General features: G+C 60.0%; 15 protein-coding genes and 1 pseudogene. 11 read left to right on the top strand and 5 right to left on the bottom strand.

Translation table 11 applies throughout. The annotated features are described in order from the left end of the window. Positions 1–27: 27 nt before the first annotated feature. Both AB3G88_RS27175 and AB3G88_RS27170 read right to left on the bottom strand, forming a co-directional pair. Positions 28–1707 (bottom strand): GspE/PulE family protein, encoded by a 1680-nt coding sequence (locus tag AB3G88_RS27175; protein WP_112192709.1) that lies wholly within the window; start codon positions 1705–1707, stop codon positions 28–30. Between the two features lie 83 nt (positions 1708–1790). Further along, on the bottom strand, positions 1791–2129 hold the full coding sequence (locus AB3G88_RS27170) for an ACT-like domain-containing protein (RefSeq protein ID WP_480452469.1): 339 nt from the start codon (positions 2127–2129) through the stop codon (positions 1791–1793). A 127-nt stretch (positions 2130–2256) separates the two neighbouring features. Here AB3G88_RS27170 and AB3G88_RS27165 point away from each other — a divergent pair, with 127 nt between their 5' ends. Beyond that, positions 2257–2727, top strand: coding sequence for an Lrp/AsnC family transcriptional regulator (locus AB3G88_RS27165; protein WP_033897555.1), 471 nt, complete (start codon positions 2257–2259; stop codon positions 2725–2727). Between the two features lie 84 nt (positions 2728–2811). On the opposite strand, the gene AB3G88_RS27160 is transcribed toward AB3G88_RS27165, so the two are convergent. Continuing rightward, complete coding sequence (locus AB3G88_RS27160; RefSeq protein ID WP_191946740.1) at positions 2812–4179, bottom strand: CYTH domain-containing protein; 1368 nt, start codon at positions 4177–4179, stop codon at positions 2812–2814. A 158-nt stretch (positions 4180–4337) separates the two neighbouring features. Between AB3G88_RS27160 and argE the strand changes: the two genes are divergently transcribed. Both argE and argA read left to right on the top strand, forming a co-directional pair. Continuing rightward, positions 4338–5486 (top strand): acetylornithine deacetylase, encoded by a 1149-nt coding sequence (gene argE, locus AB3G88_RS27155; RefSeq protein ID WP_480452466.1) that lies wholly within the window; start codon positions 4338–4340, stop codon positions 5484–5486. Between the two features lie 134 nt (positions 5487–5620). After that, on the top strand, positions 5621–6922 hold the full coding sequence (argA, locus tag AB3G88_RS27150) for an amino-acid N-acetyltransferase (RefSeq protein ID WP_480452464.1): 1302 nt from the start codon (positions 5621–5623) through the stop codon (positions 6920–6922). 274 nt (positions 6923–7196) lie between these two features. Here argA and tauA read toward each other — a convergent pair. Further along, a pseudogene (gene tauA, locus AB3G88_RS27145) lies at positions 7197–7445 on the bottom strand (taurine ABC transporter substrate-binding protein); the annotation flags it as partial. A 370-nt stretch (positions 7446–7815) separates the two neighbouring features. On the opposite strand from tauA, the gene AB3G88_RS27140 reads away from it, so the two are divergent. From AB3G88_RS27140 to AB3G88_RS27105, 8 genes are all read left to right on the top strand, one after another. Next, positions 7816–9222, top strand: coding sequence for an OprD family porin (locus AB3G88_RS27140; RefSeq protein WP_112192706.1), 1407 nt, complete (start codon positions 7816–7818; stop codon positions 9220–9222). A gap of 292 nt (positions 9223–9514) precedes the next feature. Then, positions 9515–10153 (top strand): peroxiredoxin, encoded by a 639-nt coding sequence (locus AB3G88_RS27135; protein ID WP_016978988.1) that lies wholly within the window; start codon positions 9515–9517, stop codon positions 10151–10153. A 303-nt stretch (positions 10154–10456) separates the two neighbouring features. Beyond that, positions 10457–11050, top strand: coding sequence for an NADPH-dependent FMN reductase (gene ssuE / locus AB3G88_RS27130; protein ID WP_250924980.1), 594 nt, complete (start codon positions 10457–10459; stop codon positions 11048–11050). Positions 11051–11143: 93 nt separating this feature from the next. Continuing rightward, positions 11144–12112, top strand: a complete 969-nt coding sequence (locus AB3G88_RS27125) for a sulfonate ABC transporter substrate-binding protein (RefSeq protein ID WP_099585915.1) — start codon at positions 11144–11146, stop codon at positions 12110–12112. A 25-nt stretch (positions 12113–12137) separates the two neighbouring features. Then, the gene (ssuD, locus tag AB3G88_RS27120) at positions 12138–13286 is read left to right on the top strand and encodes an FMNH2-dependent alkanesulfonate monooxygenase (protein WP_099585914.1); all 1149 of its coding nucleotides are present in this window, start codon (positions 12138–12140) and stop codon (positions 13284–13286) included. A 9-nt stretch (positions 13287–13295) separates the two neighbouring features. Further along, entirely contained in the window at positions 13296–14084 is a 789-nt protein-coding gene (ssuC, locus tag AB3G88_RS27115; RefSeq protein WP_112192704.1) for an aliphatic sulfonate ABC transporter permease SsuC, read from the top strand. Continuing rightward, complete coding sequence (gene ssuB / locus AB3G88_RS27110; RefSeq protein WP_032884247.1) at positions 14081–14887, top strand: aliphatic sulfonates ABC transporter ATP-binding protein; 807 nt, start codon at positions 14081–14083, stop codon at positions 14885–14887. Before ssuC ends, ssuB begins: the two co-directional genes overlap by 4 nt. A gap of 28 nt (positions 14888–14915) precedes the next feature. Further along, positions 14916–15131, top strand: a complete 216-nt coding sequence (locus tag AB3G88_RS27105; protein WP_003176783.1) for a TOBE domain-containing protein — start codon at positions 14916–14918, stop codon at positions 15129–15131. A gap of 115 nt (positions 15132–15246) precedes the next feature. Here the strand turns inward: AB3G88_RS27105 and AB3G88_RS27100 are convergent, their stop codons facing one another. Beyond that, positions 15247–15876: a TetR/AcrR family transcriptional regulator gene (locus AB3G88_RS27100; protein WP_158879184.1), complete on the bottom strand. Its 630-nt coding sequence runs from the start codon at positions 15874–15876 to the stop codon at positions 15247–15249. Between the last annotated feature and the right edge of the window lie 267 nt (positions 15877–16143).

The raw sequence follows: 16143 nt of genomic DNA, 5'->3' as shown, positions 1-16143 counted from the left end.
ACGGGGTTGTCACCGATAAGAACGCTTTCAGCGAGCTGTAATCAAAGGATTTGTTACCGAGTCCCCAGGCGTTACTCGCAACACTTCGGCCATTGTGGTCAGCCCCGCTTGCGCCTTGCTCACTCCGGCCATGCGCAGGCTGCGCATGCCCTGCGCAACAGCTGCCCGGCGCAGGGTCTGCACGTCGGCGCCGGGAGTGATCAGTGCTTTGATCGACTCATCCAATACCATGACTTCGTAGACCCCTGCGCGTCCCCGATACCCGCTGTTGCGGCATTCCCCACACCCAATGGCCTCGTGGGCATCGCCCGTCGAGCGCTTGCAATGAGGACACAGCACTCGCACCAAGCGCTGCGCCATGACGCCCAACAGGGTGGCCTTGATCAAATAATGAGCGATACCCAGTTCCTGCAAGCGGCTGATAGCGCTGGGCGCATCGTTGGTGTGCAGCGTCGATAGCACCAAGTGCCCGGTAAGCGCGGCCTGGATCGCCATTTCTGCGGTTTCCTGGTCGCGAATCTCGCCGATCATGATGATGTCCGGGTCCTGGCGCAGCAGGGCGCGGATACCGCTGGCGAAGGTCAGGTCGATGTTGTGCTGCACCTGCATCTGGTTGAACGCCGGCTCGACCATCTCGATCGGGTCTTCCACCGTGCACAGGTTGAGTTCCCGTGTCGCCAGTTGCTTGAGCGTGGTGTAAAGGGTGCTGGTTTTGCCTGAGCCGGTAGGGCCGGTGACCAGGATGATGCCGTTGCTCTGGCTCGTCATGGCGTGCCAGCGCTGCTGGTCCTCGGTGGACAAACCCAGCCGGTCAAAATCCTTGAGCAGCACTTGGGGGTCGAAAATCCGCATCACCAGTTTTTCGCCGAAGGCCGTCGGCAACGTCGACAGACGCAACTCAACTTCCGCACCGGCCGGGCTTTTGGTTTTGACCCGGCCGTCCTGGGGTTTGCGCTTTTCTGCCACGTTCATCCGGCCCAGGCTTTTCAGGCGGCTGACCACTGCCATCGTCACCTGGGGTGGAAATTGGTAGACGTCGTGCAGCAGCCCATCAATGCGAAAACGCACCCGGCCCTGCTCACTGCCAGGCTCGATATGAATATCACTGGCCCTTTGGGCGAAGGCGTATTGCAACAGCCAGTCGACGATATTGACGATATGCGCGTCATTGGCGTCCGGCTCCTGTTCGCTGGCGCCCAGGTTGAGCAACTCGAAATTCCCAGGCACTGCGACCTTTTGATCCGCACCGCTGACGGACTTCGCCAACCGGTAAAACTCGCTGATACACCGCTGAATGTCCTGGGGGTTGGCAACCACGCGCTTGATCGACCGCTTGAGCACTTGCGCCAGCCCGGACTCCCAACTGCTGACGTGGGGCTGGGCACTGGCGACGGTGACGGTGTGCGTATCCACAGCCACGGCCAGAATGGCGTGGCGCTGGGCGAACGCGTGGGACATCAGCGGCACCACCGTTGCGACATCGATCTTCAGCGGGTCGATACGCAGGTAAGGTTGCCCGACATGCCGGGCCAGCCATTGGGTTAGGGTTTCCAGGGACGGCCCATGGGCGGCGATGCACTCTAACGGGTGCTGGGTGTCGCTGGCCGGCATCGCCGATAACCGCTGCGCGGTGTCGGGGGTTATCAAACCGTTCGCTACCAAGTCCGGCAGCAACGCATGCAGTTCCAATCGCTGATCAACAGCCATGTAGGGAATCCTGGGTAGCCTTGGATGAAATTTCAGGCTAGCCAGCCCCTGGATTTCCTCCTCCCAGCGTGTGTTGCAGGTCTTTACTGAGCGGCTGCAACCATCGCCGCAGGCCCCACGCAATCAGCCGGCCACAGGTCCAGCGCACACACGCTGATCAGGTTTCGAATCTTTTCACCGATGACCTGGGCCCGATGCCAGCTCAAACCATCGATCACGATATCGATGCTCAGCAGGTCGTCTTCCCGGTTCACGCTGACGTGCCGAGGGGTCAGGAATTGCAGCGCAAAGTAGTTGAGCACCCGGCACAACACATCGGGCTCCGCCTCGGCGACGATCTGGTAATGCGCCTCGCAATGAGCGCTGGTGACAGCCCACGCATCGACGCGGGCAGCAGGGTGAGTGGTTTCGACGGTGTGCATGCTGACTCTCCAGATTCGACTGGAGGAATTTTTACATTCGCCAACGGAGATTTCTTATCTAAGATGGGCTTTATATGCGCGAAATCGAATAGATCAATTCAATATTACGAAAGTGAAAGGTATTTTTATGCACAGCGAGTTGGACGTCTACGACCGTCGCATCCTGGCCCTGTTGCAAGAGGACGCTTCGCTCTCCAGCGCACAGATCGCCGAACAGGTGGGATTGTCCCAATCGCCATGCTGGCGGCGTATTCAGCGGCTCAAGGAGGAGGGGGTTATCCGCGGCCAGGTGACGCTGTTGGATCGCAAGAAGATCGGCCTCAACACGCAGATTTTTGCCGAGGTCAAACTCAACGCCCACGGCCGATCCAACTTCACTGAGTTCACCGACGCGATTCGCGGCTTTCCAGAAGTATTGGAGTGTTATGTGCTGATGGGGGCGGTGGATTTTCTGCTGCGCATCGTGACGTCGGACATCGAGGCGTACGAGCGGTTTTTCTTTGAGAAGTTGTCGATGGTGCCGGGGATTCAGGAGGTCAACTCGATTGTGGCGTTGTCGGAGATCAAGTCCACCACCAGCCTGCCAGTATTGCGCTGACAGGGAAGGCCTCATCGCGGGCAAGCCCGGCTCCCACAGGAGAATGCATTCCAACGTGGGAGCGGGCTTGCCGCGATAGCGATCTTACAGACGCAGCAGGGTCTTCCAGGCCCGGTTCTGATACACCGCAATTGCCTGGTGCATCCGCGCATCCAGCGACTCATCGGTAATCGGCTGGTTGGCCAGTTGCGCCAACTTGTTCAGCTCGCCGTACAAGCGGTCCAGCTCCGGAATGTCCACCACCTGGCGTGCATGGTGCAGCCACGCCTGGATGCGTTCGATACGCGGCAGTTGCTCGGCCAGGTCTTCCGGCTGCTGCTGGTAGCGTGGCAGTTGCAGGGCGACGGCGTCCTCGGCCAGCAGGCGCGGCAGCCAGTTGGTGATCTGCGCGGCGCCCTGGCGGTTGCCACGCACGTTGCGGTCGGCAGTCCAGGTGCGAGCCAGCAGCCAGCGCGACAGGTTCAGTGAGAACAGGCCCCAGCGCACGTCGTCCAATTCTTCGACGAACTGCTCCGGCGCAGCTTTGCGGATGTCTTCATCGTCGTCACCGGCCTGGACCAGCGGGCGCCAGTCTTCCAGCAACGCATCGAGTACGCTGCGCAGTTCGCTGGTGGATTGACGCGGTGCGGCCTGGCCGAGGCTGCCGATCAGGGCGCGCAGTTCGCCGAGGTTGTCGACCCAGTCTTGCAGCAGGCGCCAGTGGCCATTGAAACGGTATTGCTCAGCCAGGCGCTGGCTGCTGCCCAGCAGGTGCCACATGATCGCGGCGAAGGCATCGTCCAGCGGCATTTCGGCGTGGATCTGCGGCGCCGGCAGGCTCAGGGAGTAGCTGCTGGCGTCATAAAGACGGTAGCCGCGCTCGGCCTTGCTGATATCGCAGGGCATCAGGGCCAGGGTCGCTGCCAGCTCGGCGGCCAGCTCCAGCAGGGCCGCCGGTTCGCCTTCGCGCAGTTCCAGTTCCAGCTCGCAGATTTCTTCTTTCTGCTTGCCGACCACCACGTGGCCCAGGTCCAGGGCGGCTTCGATCACAACTTTGGCCTTGCCGCGACCCCAGGCGATTTCGGCGCGTTCACGCACGAAGTCGGTGGTGAAGATCGGCTTGAGGGTTTTTTTGTCCAGCTCGGCCAGTTGCTCGGGCCAGCATTCGCCGTCGAGCTTCTTCACGTCGAGCTTGGCTTTGGGCAGGTCCCAGTTGTACTCGTTGCGTTCCGACAAGCCGGCGATGCTCTGGCCACGGGTCTTGAGGGTCTGGATGATCTCGTCACCGTCCTTGCGCAGGCGCAGGGCGACTTTGGCCTGGGCCAGGTCGCGCTCGGGGGTGTCAAAGTACTGGTTCATCAACTCACGGCGTTCCCAGCCACTTTTGTTGCGTTTTTTCAGTAACGGGTGCTCACGCAGCGCGGCGAGTGTTTCGCGGCTGACGCGGAGCTTGATTTCGGTTTCTTTCTGCATGGCCGGAAAATCCAGGATCGGGAGCGCAGCCGGGGAAAAGTGTGGCTGCCAAGGTCGTGCAGTGTACAGGACTGAGCCCGGCAACGTGCCGCAACGGTTTATTGTGTCGTGCAGATGGCTCTATAGTGGGGCTCATCCGGGAAGTTGAGAGACCGCGCATGCCGTTACCGTCCATGAAAGAGCAGTTCGCCGCCTTGATTGCCGCGCCCTCGGTCAGTTGCACCCAAGCGTCTCTCGACCAGACCAACCGCCCGGTGATCGATTTGCTCGCCAGTTGGCTGGGGGACCTGGGTTTCGCCATCGACATCCAGCAAGTCAGCCCCGGCAAGTTCAACTTGCTGGCCAGCTTCGGCAGTGGCCCTGGTGGGCTGGTGCTGGCCGGTCATAGCGACACGGTCCCTTATGACGCCGCGCTGTGGAAAACCGATCCGCTCAAACTGACGGAAGTCGACGGCCGCTGGGTAGGATTGGGCAGTTGTGACATGAAGGGCTTTTTCGCCCTGGCCATCGAGGCGGTGTTGCCGCTGCTGGACCAACCCTTCAAGCAACCGTTGCTGATCCTCGCCACCTGCGATGAAGAAAGCTCCATGTCCGGTGCCCGAGCGCTGGCCGAAGCCGGGCGCCCACTGGGTCGCGCGGCGGTGATCGGCGAGCCCACCGGGCTCAAACCGATCCGCCTGCATAAAGGCGTGATGATGGAGCGCATCGACATCCTGGGCCAGAGTGGCCACTCGTCGGACCCCAGCCTGGGCCACAGCGCTCTTGAAGCGATGCACGATGCCATCGGCGAATTACGCGGTCTGCGCCTGGCCTGGCAGCGTGAATACCGCAACCCGCAATTCAGCGTGCCGCAGCCGACCATGAACTTCGGCTGTATCCACGGTGGCGACAACCCCAACCGCATTTGCGGTCAGTGTTCACTGGAATTCGACCTGCGGCCGTTGCCGGGCATGGACCCGCAAGTGCTGCGCGCGGCCATCCGGCAGAAGCTCGAACCCCTGGCCGAGCGCCACAAGGTCAAGATCGACTACGCGCCCCTGTTCCCCGAAGTGCCGCCGTTCGAACAACCGGAAGACGCCGAACTGGTGCGTGTGGCGCAACGATTGACCGGTCATCGTGCCGAAGCAGTGGCGTTCGGCACCGAAGCGCCTTATCTTCAGCGCCTTGGGTGTGAAACCCTGGTATTGGGCCCTGGCGATATCGCCTGTGCTCACCAGCCGGGCGAGTACCTCGAAATGTCACGCTTGACGCCTACAGTGCGTCTATTGCGGGAACTGATCGAACATTACTGCCTGAAACCCGCATAAATTAACCCCTGTCTGTTCGTACATAAAAGGAGAGTGAGCGTGTCGCCAAGCCTGTTCCGACGATAACCATCAGCCCGCCGTGCGCTTCCACGATTCATCCTTTTTGGCTGCTTTTTATTACAGGCCCAGGTGTTATGCCCGAATACGTCAATTGGCTTCGTCACGCTTCGCCCTACATCAACGCCCACCGCGACTGCACGTTTGTGGTCATGCTGCCCGGCGACGGTGTGGACCATCCGAACTTCGGCAATATCGTCCACGACCTGGTGCTGCTCCACAGCCTGGGCGTGCGGCTGGTGCTGGTTCATGGCTCGCGCCCACAAATCGAAGCGCGCCTTGAAGCACGTGGCCTGGTCCCGGCTTATCACGAAGGCATGCGCATCACCGACGCGCCGACGCTGGAGTGTGTGATTGACGCGGTCGGCCACTTGCGTATCGCTATTGAAGCGCGCTTGTCGATGGACATGGCCTCATCGCCGATGCAGGGTTCGCGCCTGCGGGTGGCCAGCGGCAACCTCGTCACGGCGCGTCCGATCGGCGTGCTCGAAGGCGTGGATTACCACCACACCGGCGAAGTGCGTCGGGTCGACCGCAAGGGCATCAACCGCTTGCTGGACGAGCGATCCATCGTGCTGCTATCGCCATTGGGTTACTCGCCCACCGGTGAGATCTTCAACCTGGCCTGCGAAGACGTCGCCACCCGCGCCGCCATCGACCTGGGTGCCGACAAACTGCTGCTGTTCGGCGCCGACCTGGGCCTGATCGATGAAAATGGCCGGTTGGTGCGCGAACTGCGTCCGCAACAAGTGCCGGCTCACCTGCAACGCCTGGGTAGCAGCAACTACCAGGCCGAGCTGCTTGACGCGGCGGCCGAGGCTTGCCGGGGCGGGGTAGGGCGCAGCCATATCGTCAGCTACGCCGAAGATGGCGCGCTGCTCACCGAGCTGTTTACCCGCGATGGCGGCGGCACCTTGGTGGCCCAAGAGCAATTCGAACTGGTGCGCGAGGCGGCGATTGAAGACGTCGGTGGTTTGCTCGACCTGATCAGCCCGCTGGAAGAACAAGGCATCCTGGTACGCCGTTCGCGGGAAGTGCTGGAGCGTGAGATCGAGCAGTTCAGCGTGGTCGAGCGCGAAGGCATGATCATCGCCTGTGCGGCGCTGTATCAGATTGCCGATTCGGATGCGGGGGAGTTGGCGTGCCTGGCGGTGAACCCGGAGTATCGCCATGGCGGGCGTGGTGATGAGTTGCTCGAACGCATTGAAAACCGTGCCCGGGCCCAAGGCTTGAAAACCTTGTTCGTCCTCACCACCCGTACCGCTCACTGGTTCCGTGAGCGTGGTTTTGTACCGAGTACCGTCGACCGGCTGCCGTCGGCGCGGGCGTCGCTGTACAACTACCAGCGTAACTCGAAGATCTTCGAAAAGGCGCTGTAAACCCTATCTGCAGGTCGATGCAAATCCAAATGTGGGAGGGGGCTTGCCCCCGATGAGGGAGTGTCAGTCACCTAATGAGCGACTGATACACCGCCATCGGGGGCAAGCCCCCTCCCACATTTTTGATCGCATTTATTCCTTGGCGAATTTGTCGGTCACGAAGGCCGAATAGTCCGGCAGCACCGTCTCAACCTTCCCCCTGTTCCTTCAAAAACTTCGCCGTCTCCCCAATTGCCGTTGCCGTGCCGCCTTTAAGCAGTGCATCGGTTTGCTGCGCCTGGGCATTGCCGATCAGATCCTCGGGTTTGTCGATACCGCTGCCGTTGCGCACCACCAAGGCTTCAGAAGTATTGATTTGCGCCGATACGATGAACGCGACGATGGGGAGATTGCGCGAGGCAGCTGCTGCCAGCGGGCTGGAACCGAGGTTGCCGATGGTCAAATCGGCGGCTTGGACAGCACAAGAAATTATTAGTGACACAAAAACTGTAACAAATTGACGGGAGGATATGCGTTTGGCCATGATGGCGTCGCCTTTTTGATCGTGGGTGACGTATGCAACAGGGCGATCACACTAATCGATCTAAAAAAGCGCTAACAAATACCCTTTAGGAATTAGCTTATGGAGCGGCTGGTCTATCCTGACCTGTCCGAATCATGCAAAGGCTTATTCCTGGATCGTATGAAAAAGAATGAAATAATTCTTTTTGGGTGTATGAAAAACTCATTACCCTGCAGGGACCAAATCAACTGCGATTAGACGAAGGTAGTAGACACACAAGGTTACGATTGACTTGTCAGTCACTATCCGGTGGTAATCGCGCATCTGTGGATCGAGGGCGTCAGACCCGAGACCGAAGAAATACAAAAATTAGAAATGAGAGGAGCGGTACATGAATAAGTCCACCTTGGCTTTGGCTGTAGCTTTGGGCGCGATCGCCCAGCAAGCAGGCGCTGCCGGTTTTATCGAAGACAGCAAGGCCACACTGGGGCTGCGTAACTTCTATATCAATACTGATAACCGTGATGGCGCTACCAAAGCGGCCGGCGCGCAGAACAAGTCGGAAGAGTGGGGCCAAGCTTTCGACCTGCGCTTCATCTCCGGTTACACCCAAGGCACCGTAGGCTTTGGTCTTGACGCTATCGGCCTGCTGGGCGTGCGTCTGGATTCGGGCGGCGGCACCAACGGTGCCACTAAACCTTCGACCGGCAACGCTGGTTCTTACGGCGGCACGGTTTTCCCGAGCAAGTCCAACGGCGAAGCTGTTGATAACTACTCCAGCCTGGGCCTGACTGCCAAAGCCAAGATCTCCCAGACCGAATTGAAGCTGGGCACGCTGCAGCCAAAGCTGCCGGTTCTGGTGACCAACGATGGTCGTCTGCTGCCGCAAACCTTCCAGGGTGGCCAGATTACTACCAACGATATCAAGGACTTCACGCTGGTAGCGGGTCAGATCGAAAAGGCCAAGGGTCGTAACTCCAGCAACGTTGAAAACCTGTCTATCGCAGGTGCCAACGGTCGTACGGCCTCTGGCCGCGACAGCAACAAGTTCTATTACGCCGGTGGTGACTACAAAATCACCAAAGACCTGACTGCCCAGTACTACTACGGCAACCTGGATCAGTTCTACAAGCAACACTTCCTGGGCCTGCTGCACAACTGGGCCATCGGTCCTGGCGTGTTGAAAACCGACTTGCGCTACTTCAATAGCCGCTCTGACGGTAACAACAGCAACGACGCCACCTACTACACCAGCGGTGACTACGGTACTAACGCCGCCGGTAACAACATCACCAAAGGTAAAGTCGACAACAATCTGTACAGCGGCTTGTTTCTGTACACCGTTGAAGGTCACACCTTCGGTGGCGGTTACCAGGCCAGCAACGGCAACAGTGACTTCCCGTTCCTGAACCAGGGCGACGGTGCGTCGGCCTATCTGACCACTGACATGCAGATCGCCAAGTTCGCTCGCGCTGGCGAACGCACCTGGCAAGCTCGCTACGCTTATGACTTCGCCAAGGTTGGCGTGCCTGGCCTGACCGCCGGTGTGGTTTACCTGCGTGGCGATAACATCGACACTGCCGGCAAGGTCGGCTCTACAACGCCGCAACCTACTGTGAACTCCAACGGCGCGAGCGAGTGGGAACGTGACATCACTGTTGCCTACGTCGTGCCACAAGGTCCGCTGAAGAACGTTGGCGTAGCCTGGAAAAACGCCATGTGGCGCAACGACATTGCCGGCCAGCGCAATCAGGACGAAAACCGTCTGATCGTCAGCTACTCGCTGCCACTGTTCTAGTAGCGTGAAGTTGTTGTAAGACTGTAAAAACCTTGCCCGGCGCAACGCCGGGCAAGGTGTCTTGCTTTCAAGTCGGGCTAAACCCCCGCAAGCCCTTCCTGAACCCCTCTTTGTGCAGCGTCTCAAGGCCTTCTCGAACCTTGGAAACGATGGTGCGCCTCGTCCCTGCGCACGTCCAATGAACCCTTTTTTAATATTCCTTTATCTTCTAGATAGATCGATATTTATTCTTTTTAAATCATCCACAATCCATGCACAGTGGGCTCCATAAGCACTCACCAGGAGCCACACCATGAGCCTAAGACTGGGCGATATCGCCCCCGACTTCGAACAGGATTCCAGCGCCGGCAAGATTCGTTTCCACGAATGGTTGGGCGATAGCTGGGGTGTGTTGTTTTCCCACCCGGCGGACTTCACCCCAGTGTGCACCACCGAGCTGGGTTTTACTGCCAAGCTCAAGGACGAGTTCGCCCAGCGCGGCGTCAAGGCCATCGCCCTGTCGGTCGACCCGGTGGATTCGCACCACAAGTGGATCGAAGACATCAACGAAACCCAGAACACTATTGTCAACTTCCCGATCCTGGCCGACGCCGACCGCAAGGTCTCGGACCTCTACGACCTGATCCACCCGAACGCCAGTGACACCCTCACCGTGCGCTCCTTGTTCGTGATCGACCCGAACAAAAAGATTCGCCTGACCATCACATACCCGGCCAGCACCGGGCGTAACTTCCACGAAATCCTGCGGGTCATCGACTCGCTGCAGCTGACCGACAACCACAAGGTCGCCACCCCCGCCAACTGGCAGGACGGTGATGAAGTGGTGATTGTGCCGTCGCTCAAGGATGAGGAAGAGATCAAGAAGCGCTTTCCCAAGGGCTATCGCGCTGTGAAGCCGTACCTGCGGCTTACCCCGCAACCCAATCGTTGAAGCGGATATAGCCATCGGGGGCAAGCCCCCTCCCACAGTGACCGCGTTCTCCTGTGGGAGGGGGCTTGCCCCCGATGGTGTCGGTCAATGCAACACCTTTGAAAGTGAATCAAAGCAGGGGTTTTCAGGCCGTTTCGACGGCCTTTTTTTTCGCCCGGCGGTTTATGAATCGCATATGCATTTAAAGAATAAACAAATGAAAAAATAAGATTTATAGATATATAAATCTGCTGATAAGGTCTGTCACATATTGGCGCCATCGCCACACAGCGAACCGCCGGCACTAGCTCAAGGAATTCCTGCATGTTGGTCGTAACACTTGGAGGCAGTCCCAGCCAGCGTTCCCGCTCCGGGGTCTTGCTGGAAAAAACCCGTCAATGGTTGCAAGACAAAGGCGTTGAAGTGGTGAGTTACCAGGTACGGGACTTCCCGGCCGAAGACTTGCTGCATGCGCGCTTCGACAGCCCCAAGGTCATCGACCTGCTGCAACAGGTGGCTAATGCGGATGGCCTGGTGATCGCCACGCCGGTGTACAAGGCGTCGTTCTCGGGTGCATTGAAAACCGTGCTCGACCTGCTGCCTGAACGCGCCCTGGCCCACAAGATCGTGTTGCCGATGGCCACCGGTGGCAGCATCGCCCATATGCTGGCCGTGGACTACGCGCTCAAACCGGTGCTGTCGGCGTTGAAAGCCCAGGAATTGCTCCACGGCATTTTTGCCGAAGACAGCCAGATCGCCTACGCCGAAGGCAGCGCTCAGGCGCAACTGGTGCCTGTGCTCGAACACCGTTTGCATGAGTCGCTGGAGCAGCTCTACAGCGCCATGGCCCGTCGCCCGAAACCGCTGGACCCCCATGTGTTGAATGACCGTTTGTTGACTGCTCGCTGGAGCATCTGAGCCTTACCCCTTTAAGAAACACTCACCTTACTCAGCCGCCAACGGCCAAGCAGGTGCAGCCAAAACCCTAATCGCATATTTGGAGAGAGCGCCATGCGCACTGTCATCTTGCGTCGTGGTCTGGTCGCACTGTTTGCTGCGGCTGTGTCCTTCGGCGCCATTGTTCAAGCTCAAGCCGCCGAGACCCTGCGGATCGGTTATCAGAAGTACGGCACTCTGGTGCTGCTCAAGGCCAAGGGCACCCTGGAAAAACGCCTGGCCGCCCAAGGCGTGCAGGTGCAATGGACCGAGTTTCCGGGCGGCCCGCAATTGCTTGAGGGCCTGAACGTCGGCTCCATCGACTTCGGCGTTACCGGCGAAACCCCACCGGTGTTCGCCCAGGCGGCAGGTGCCGATCTGCTCTACGTGGCCTACGAGCCGCCAGCGCCGACCAGTGAAGCAATCCTGGTGCCGAAAGACTCGACGATCAAATCGGTGGCCGAGCTCAAGGGCAAGAAAATCGTGCTCAACAAAGGCTCCAACGTGCACTACCTGCTGGTGCGTGCACTGGAAGACGCCGGCCTCAAATACACCGACGTGCAGACGGTGTTCCTGCCGCCCGCCGATGCCCGCGCCGCATTCGAACGTGGCAGCGTAGATGCCTGGGTGATCTGGGACCCATACCAGGCTGCCGCCGAGAAACAACTGCAAGCCCGCACCCTGCGCGACGGCAGCGGCATCGCCGACAACCATCAGTTCTACCTGGCGACCAAACCCTACGCCGAGCAGCACCCTGAAGTGGTCAAGGCGCTGATTGAAGAAGTGCGTGCCGTGGGCGAATGGTCCAAGGCCAACCCACAGGAAGTGACTGAACAAGTTGCGCCCCTGCTTGGCCTGCCGGCGGACATCACCCTGACCTCGGTGAAACGCCAAGGCTACGGCGCGCTGTTTCTGACCCCTGAGGTGGTCGCCGCCCAGCAGAAAATCGCCGATACCTTCTACCAACTCAAATTGATCCCCAAGCCCTTGAGCATCAAGGACGTGATCTGGACGCCACCCGCCGCTGTGGCCAAAGCGCCGTAATTCGACTTCTTCAGGAGACAACTCCATGAGCCTCAATATTTTCTGGTTCCTGCCTACCCACGGCGACGGCCATTACCTTGGCACCGCCGAAGGCGCTCGCGCCGTCGACCACGGTTATTTGCAGCAAGTGGCCCAGGCCGCTGATCGCCTGGGCTTCGGCGGGGTGTTGATCCCTACCGGACGCTCCTGCGAAGACTCATGGCTGGTGGCCGCCTCGCTGATCCCGGTGACCCAGCGTCTGAAATTCCTTGTTGCCCTGCGCCCCGGGATCATTTCCCCGACGGTGGCGGCGCGTCAGGCTGCGACCCTGGATCGCCTGTCCGGCGGCCGTGCGTTGTTCAACCTGGTCACCGGTGGTGATCCGGAAGAATTGGCCGGCGATGGCTTGTTTCTCACTCACGAGGAACGCTACCAGGCGTCGGTGGAATTCACCCGCATCTGGCGCCGTGTGCTGGAAGGCGAAACCGTGGATTACGACGGCGAGCACATCAGCGTCAAAGGCGCCAAATTGCTCTATCCGCCGATCCAGCAACCGCGTCCGCCGCTGTACTTCGGCGGTTCTTCCGAAGCCGCCCAGGACCTCGCCGCCGAACAGGTGGAAATGGTGCTGACCTGGGGCGAGCCCCCGGCCGCCGTCGCAGAAAAGATTGAACAGGTACGCGCCAAGGCCGCGAAACTCGGGCGCACCGTGCGCTTCGGCATTCGCCTGCATGTGATCGTGCGCGAAACCAACGATGAAGCCTGGAAAGCCGCCGACAAACTGATCTCCCATCTGGATGACGACACCATCGCCCGCGCCCAGGCTTCCCTGGCGCGCTTCGATTCGGTCGGCCAGCAACGCATGGCCGCCTTGCACGGCGGCAACCGCGACAACCTCGAAGTCAGCCCCAACCTGTGGGCCGGTGTCGGCCTGGTACGCGGTGGTGCGGGCACTGCTTTGGTGGGCGATGGCCCAACGGTTGCGGCGCGGGTCAAGGAGTACGCCGCGCTGGGCATCGACACCTTTATCTTCTCCGGCTACCCACACCTGGAAGAGTCGTATCGCGTGGCTGAACTGCTGTTTCCGCACCTGGACATCGAACGTCCCGAGCTGCCGAAAAGCGCCGGTTACGTGAGCCCGTTCGGCGAAATGGTCGCCAACGACATCCTTCCCAAAGCTGCGTCACAGAGCTGAGGCGGCGTTATGAACCTTGAAAAATTGAGCCATCGCGTAGCGCCCTGGGTGCTGCCGATTCTATTGCTGGCGGTGTGGCAGTTGTCGGTGTCGGCGGGTTGGTTGTCGACGCGCATTCTGCCGGCGCCCAGTGCGGTGATTGAAGCCGGTGTCCACTTGGTTGCCAGTGGCGAAATCTGGACGCACCTGGCCATCAGTGGCTGGCGCGCCGGCCTGGGCTTTGTGATCGGCGGCAGCATCGGCCTGGCGCTGGGGTTTATCACCGGCCTGTCAAAGTGGGGCGAACGCCTGCTGGACAGCTCGGTGCAGATGATCCGCAACGTGCCGCACCTGGCGCTGATTCCGCTGGTGATCCTGTGGTTCGGGATTGACGAGACCGCGAAGATTTTCCTGGTCGCCCTCGGCACATTGTTCCCGATCTACCTGAACACCTATCACGGCATCCGCAACGTCGACCCGGCGCTGGTGGAAATGTCGCGCAGTTACGGTTTGTCCGGTTTCAGCCTGTTCTGGCAAGTGATCCTGCCGGGCGCGCTGCCTTCGATTTTGGTGGGTGTGCGTTTTGCCCTGGGCTTTATGTGGTTGACGCTGATCGTGGCGGAAACCATCTCTGCCAGCTCGGGCATCGGCTACCTGGCAATGAACGCTCGTGAATTCCTGCAAACCGACGTGGTGGTGCTGGCCATCGTGATGTACGCGATCCTTGGCAAACTGGCCGACCTGGCGGCGCGCGGTCTGGAGCGGGTGTGGTTGCGCTGGCATCCGGCGTATCAAGTGAATAAAGGAGGTGCGGCATGACGGCTCAACAACCTCCGCGCCTGCTCAAGGGGATACCCCTGGCGGTGCGCAAATTGCGCAAATCGTTCGGCGCACGGGAAGTGCTCAAAGAGATTGACCTGCACATTCCGGCGGGCCAGTTCGTGGCTGTGGTCGGCCGCAGCGGGTGCGGCAAAAGTACCTTGCTGCGCCTGCTGGCCGGCTTGGACAAAGCCAGTGGCGGCGAGCTGCTGGCCGGCTCCGCGCCGCTGAGCGAAGCGATTGAAGACACGCGGTTGATGTTCCAGGAAGCACGTTTGCTGCCGTGGAAAAAGATCATCGACAACGTGGGCCTGGGTCTCACTGGCAATTGGCGCCCCAAAGCGCTCGAAGCACTGGAAGCGGTCGGCCTGGCCGAGCGTGCCAATGAGTGGCCAGCAGCGCTGTCCGGGGGCCAGAAACAACGTGTTGCCCTGGCGCGTGCGCTGATCCATCAACCGCGCCTGCTGCTGCTCGATGAGCCATTGGGGGCACTGGATGCCCTGACCCGCATCGAGATGCAGCAACTGATCGAAAACCTCTGGCAGAAGCACGGTTTCACCGTGTTGCTGGTGACCCATGACGTCAGTGAAGCCGTGGCGATTGCCGACCGGGTGATCCTGATCGAAGACGGCGAAATCGGCCTCGATTTGATCGTCGACCTGCCACGTCCGCGTGCCCGTGGTTCACACCGTCTGGCCGCGTTGGAAGCCGAAGTGCTCAACCGTGTGCTGTCGTTGCCCGGCACGCCGCCGGAACCCGAACCTGTTTCACCGCTGCCTACGCAATTGCGTTGGGCTCAATAACTCACTTGTCCCGCGAAGGAAAAACACCATGACTATCAAAGCCATCAACGTGCGTAACCAGTTCAAAGGCACCATCAAGGAAATCGTAGTCGGCGACGTGCTGTCGGAAATCGACGTGCAGACCGCCTCCGGGATCGTCACTTCGGTGATCACCACGCGCTCGGTCAAAGAGTTGGAGCTGGTGATTGGCAGTGAAGTGATTGCGTTTGTTAAGTCGACTGAGGTGTCGATCGCCAAGTTGTGATTGGTCTTGAGGCCGCCATCGGGGGCAAGCCCCCTCCCACATGTTGAACTGTGAACACACTCAAAATGTGGGAGGGGGCTTGCCCCCGATGAGGCCAGATCGGCCAATACAAGACTCAACGCTTGGGCAGGTACGCCGGCAAATACAGCCCCACGTAAGCATCAAACACACGCATTCCTTCCTCCGCCATGCGCGGCGTAATCAGCCCATGCTGATGCACCGAGCGCGCATACACGCGATCACTCAATTCCAGCGCCAGCGCGAACACATCCACATCGGTGGGCAGGGTCGGCACTTCGAAGTGACGGCTGAACACCGCCAACATCAAATCCCCCAACTCCAGATCGTGCTGGCGATCTGCCTGGGTCACTTCGGTTAATCCGTGCTGGGCCAGGATCAACTGCCGAGCGGCGGCGTCGTTGCTGTAGATGGTGAGCATGCGCTGCTCGATCACGTAGGACAGGTCGCGCCAGTGCTTGAGCGGCTCATGCTCGATAGGCGCCTCAATGGCTGCCCGGAACGCGGCGTGCACATCGGCCGTCAAGGCTTGCAGCAACGCCGGTACGCTGGCGAAAAAGTGGTACACCGACGACGGTGGAATCTGTGCGCGTTCGGCCACGCTGTAGATCGACAAACTGGCCACGCCTTCGGCGGCCAGCAGGGTGCGGGCGGCGTCGAGGATCGCGTCGATCCGGGCCTGGCTGCGGGCACGGGGTTTACGCGGGGTGGCGGGGCGGGTGGTCATGGAAGTCTCCTACAAGGCAGCGGGCATTGTATGAGCCCTGAGGTGGGTTGTCTGCCAGACCGCCATCGGGGGCAAGCATGAGTATCTACACAACTCTTAAAGGCTGACACAGAATCCTGTGGTGAGCGGGCTTGTCCCGCGCTGGGCTGCGAAGCAGCCCCAATAAGGTCACCGCAGAGTGCCAGAACCAATCGAGGTGAAGGTTTTGGGGCTGCTGCGCAGCCCAGCGCGGGACAAGCCCGCTCACCACAAAAGCCCATTTGCCAT

Source organism: Pseudomonas arvensis (genome assembly GCF_056688935.1).
Note: the sequence above shows the minus strand (reverse complement) of the source record. Positions and strands in the feature narration are given on the sequence as shown.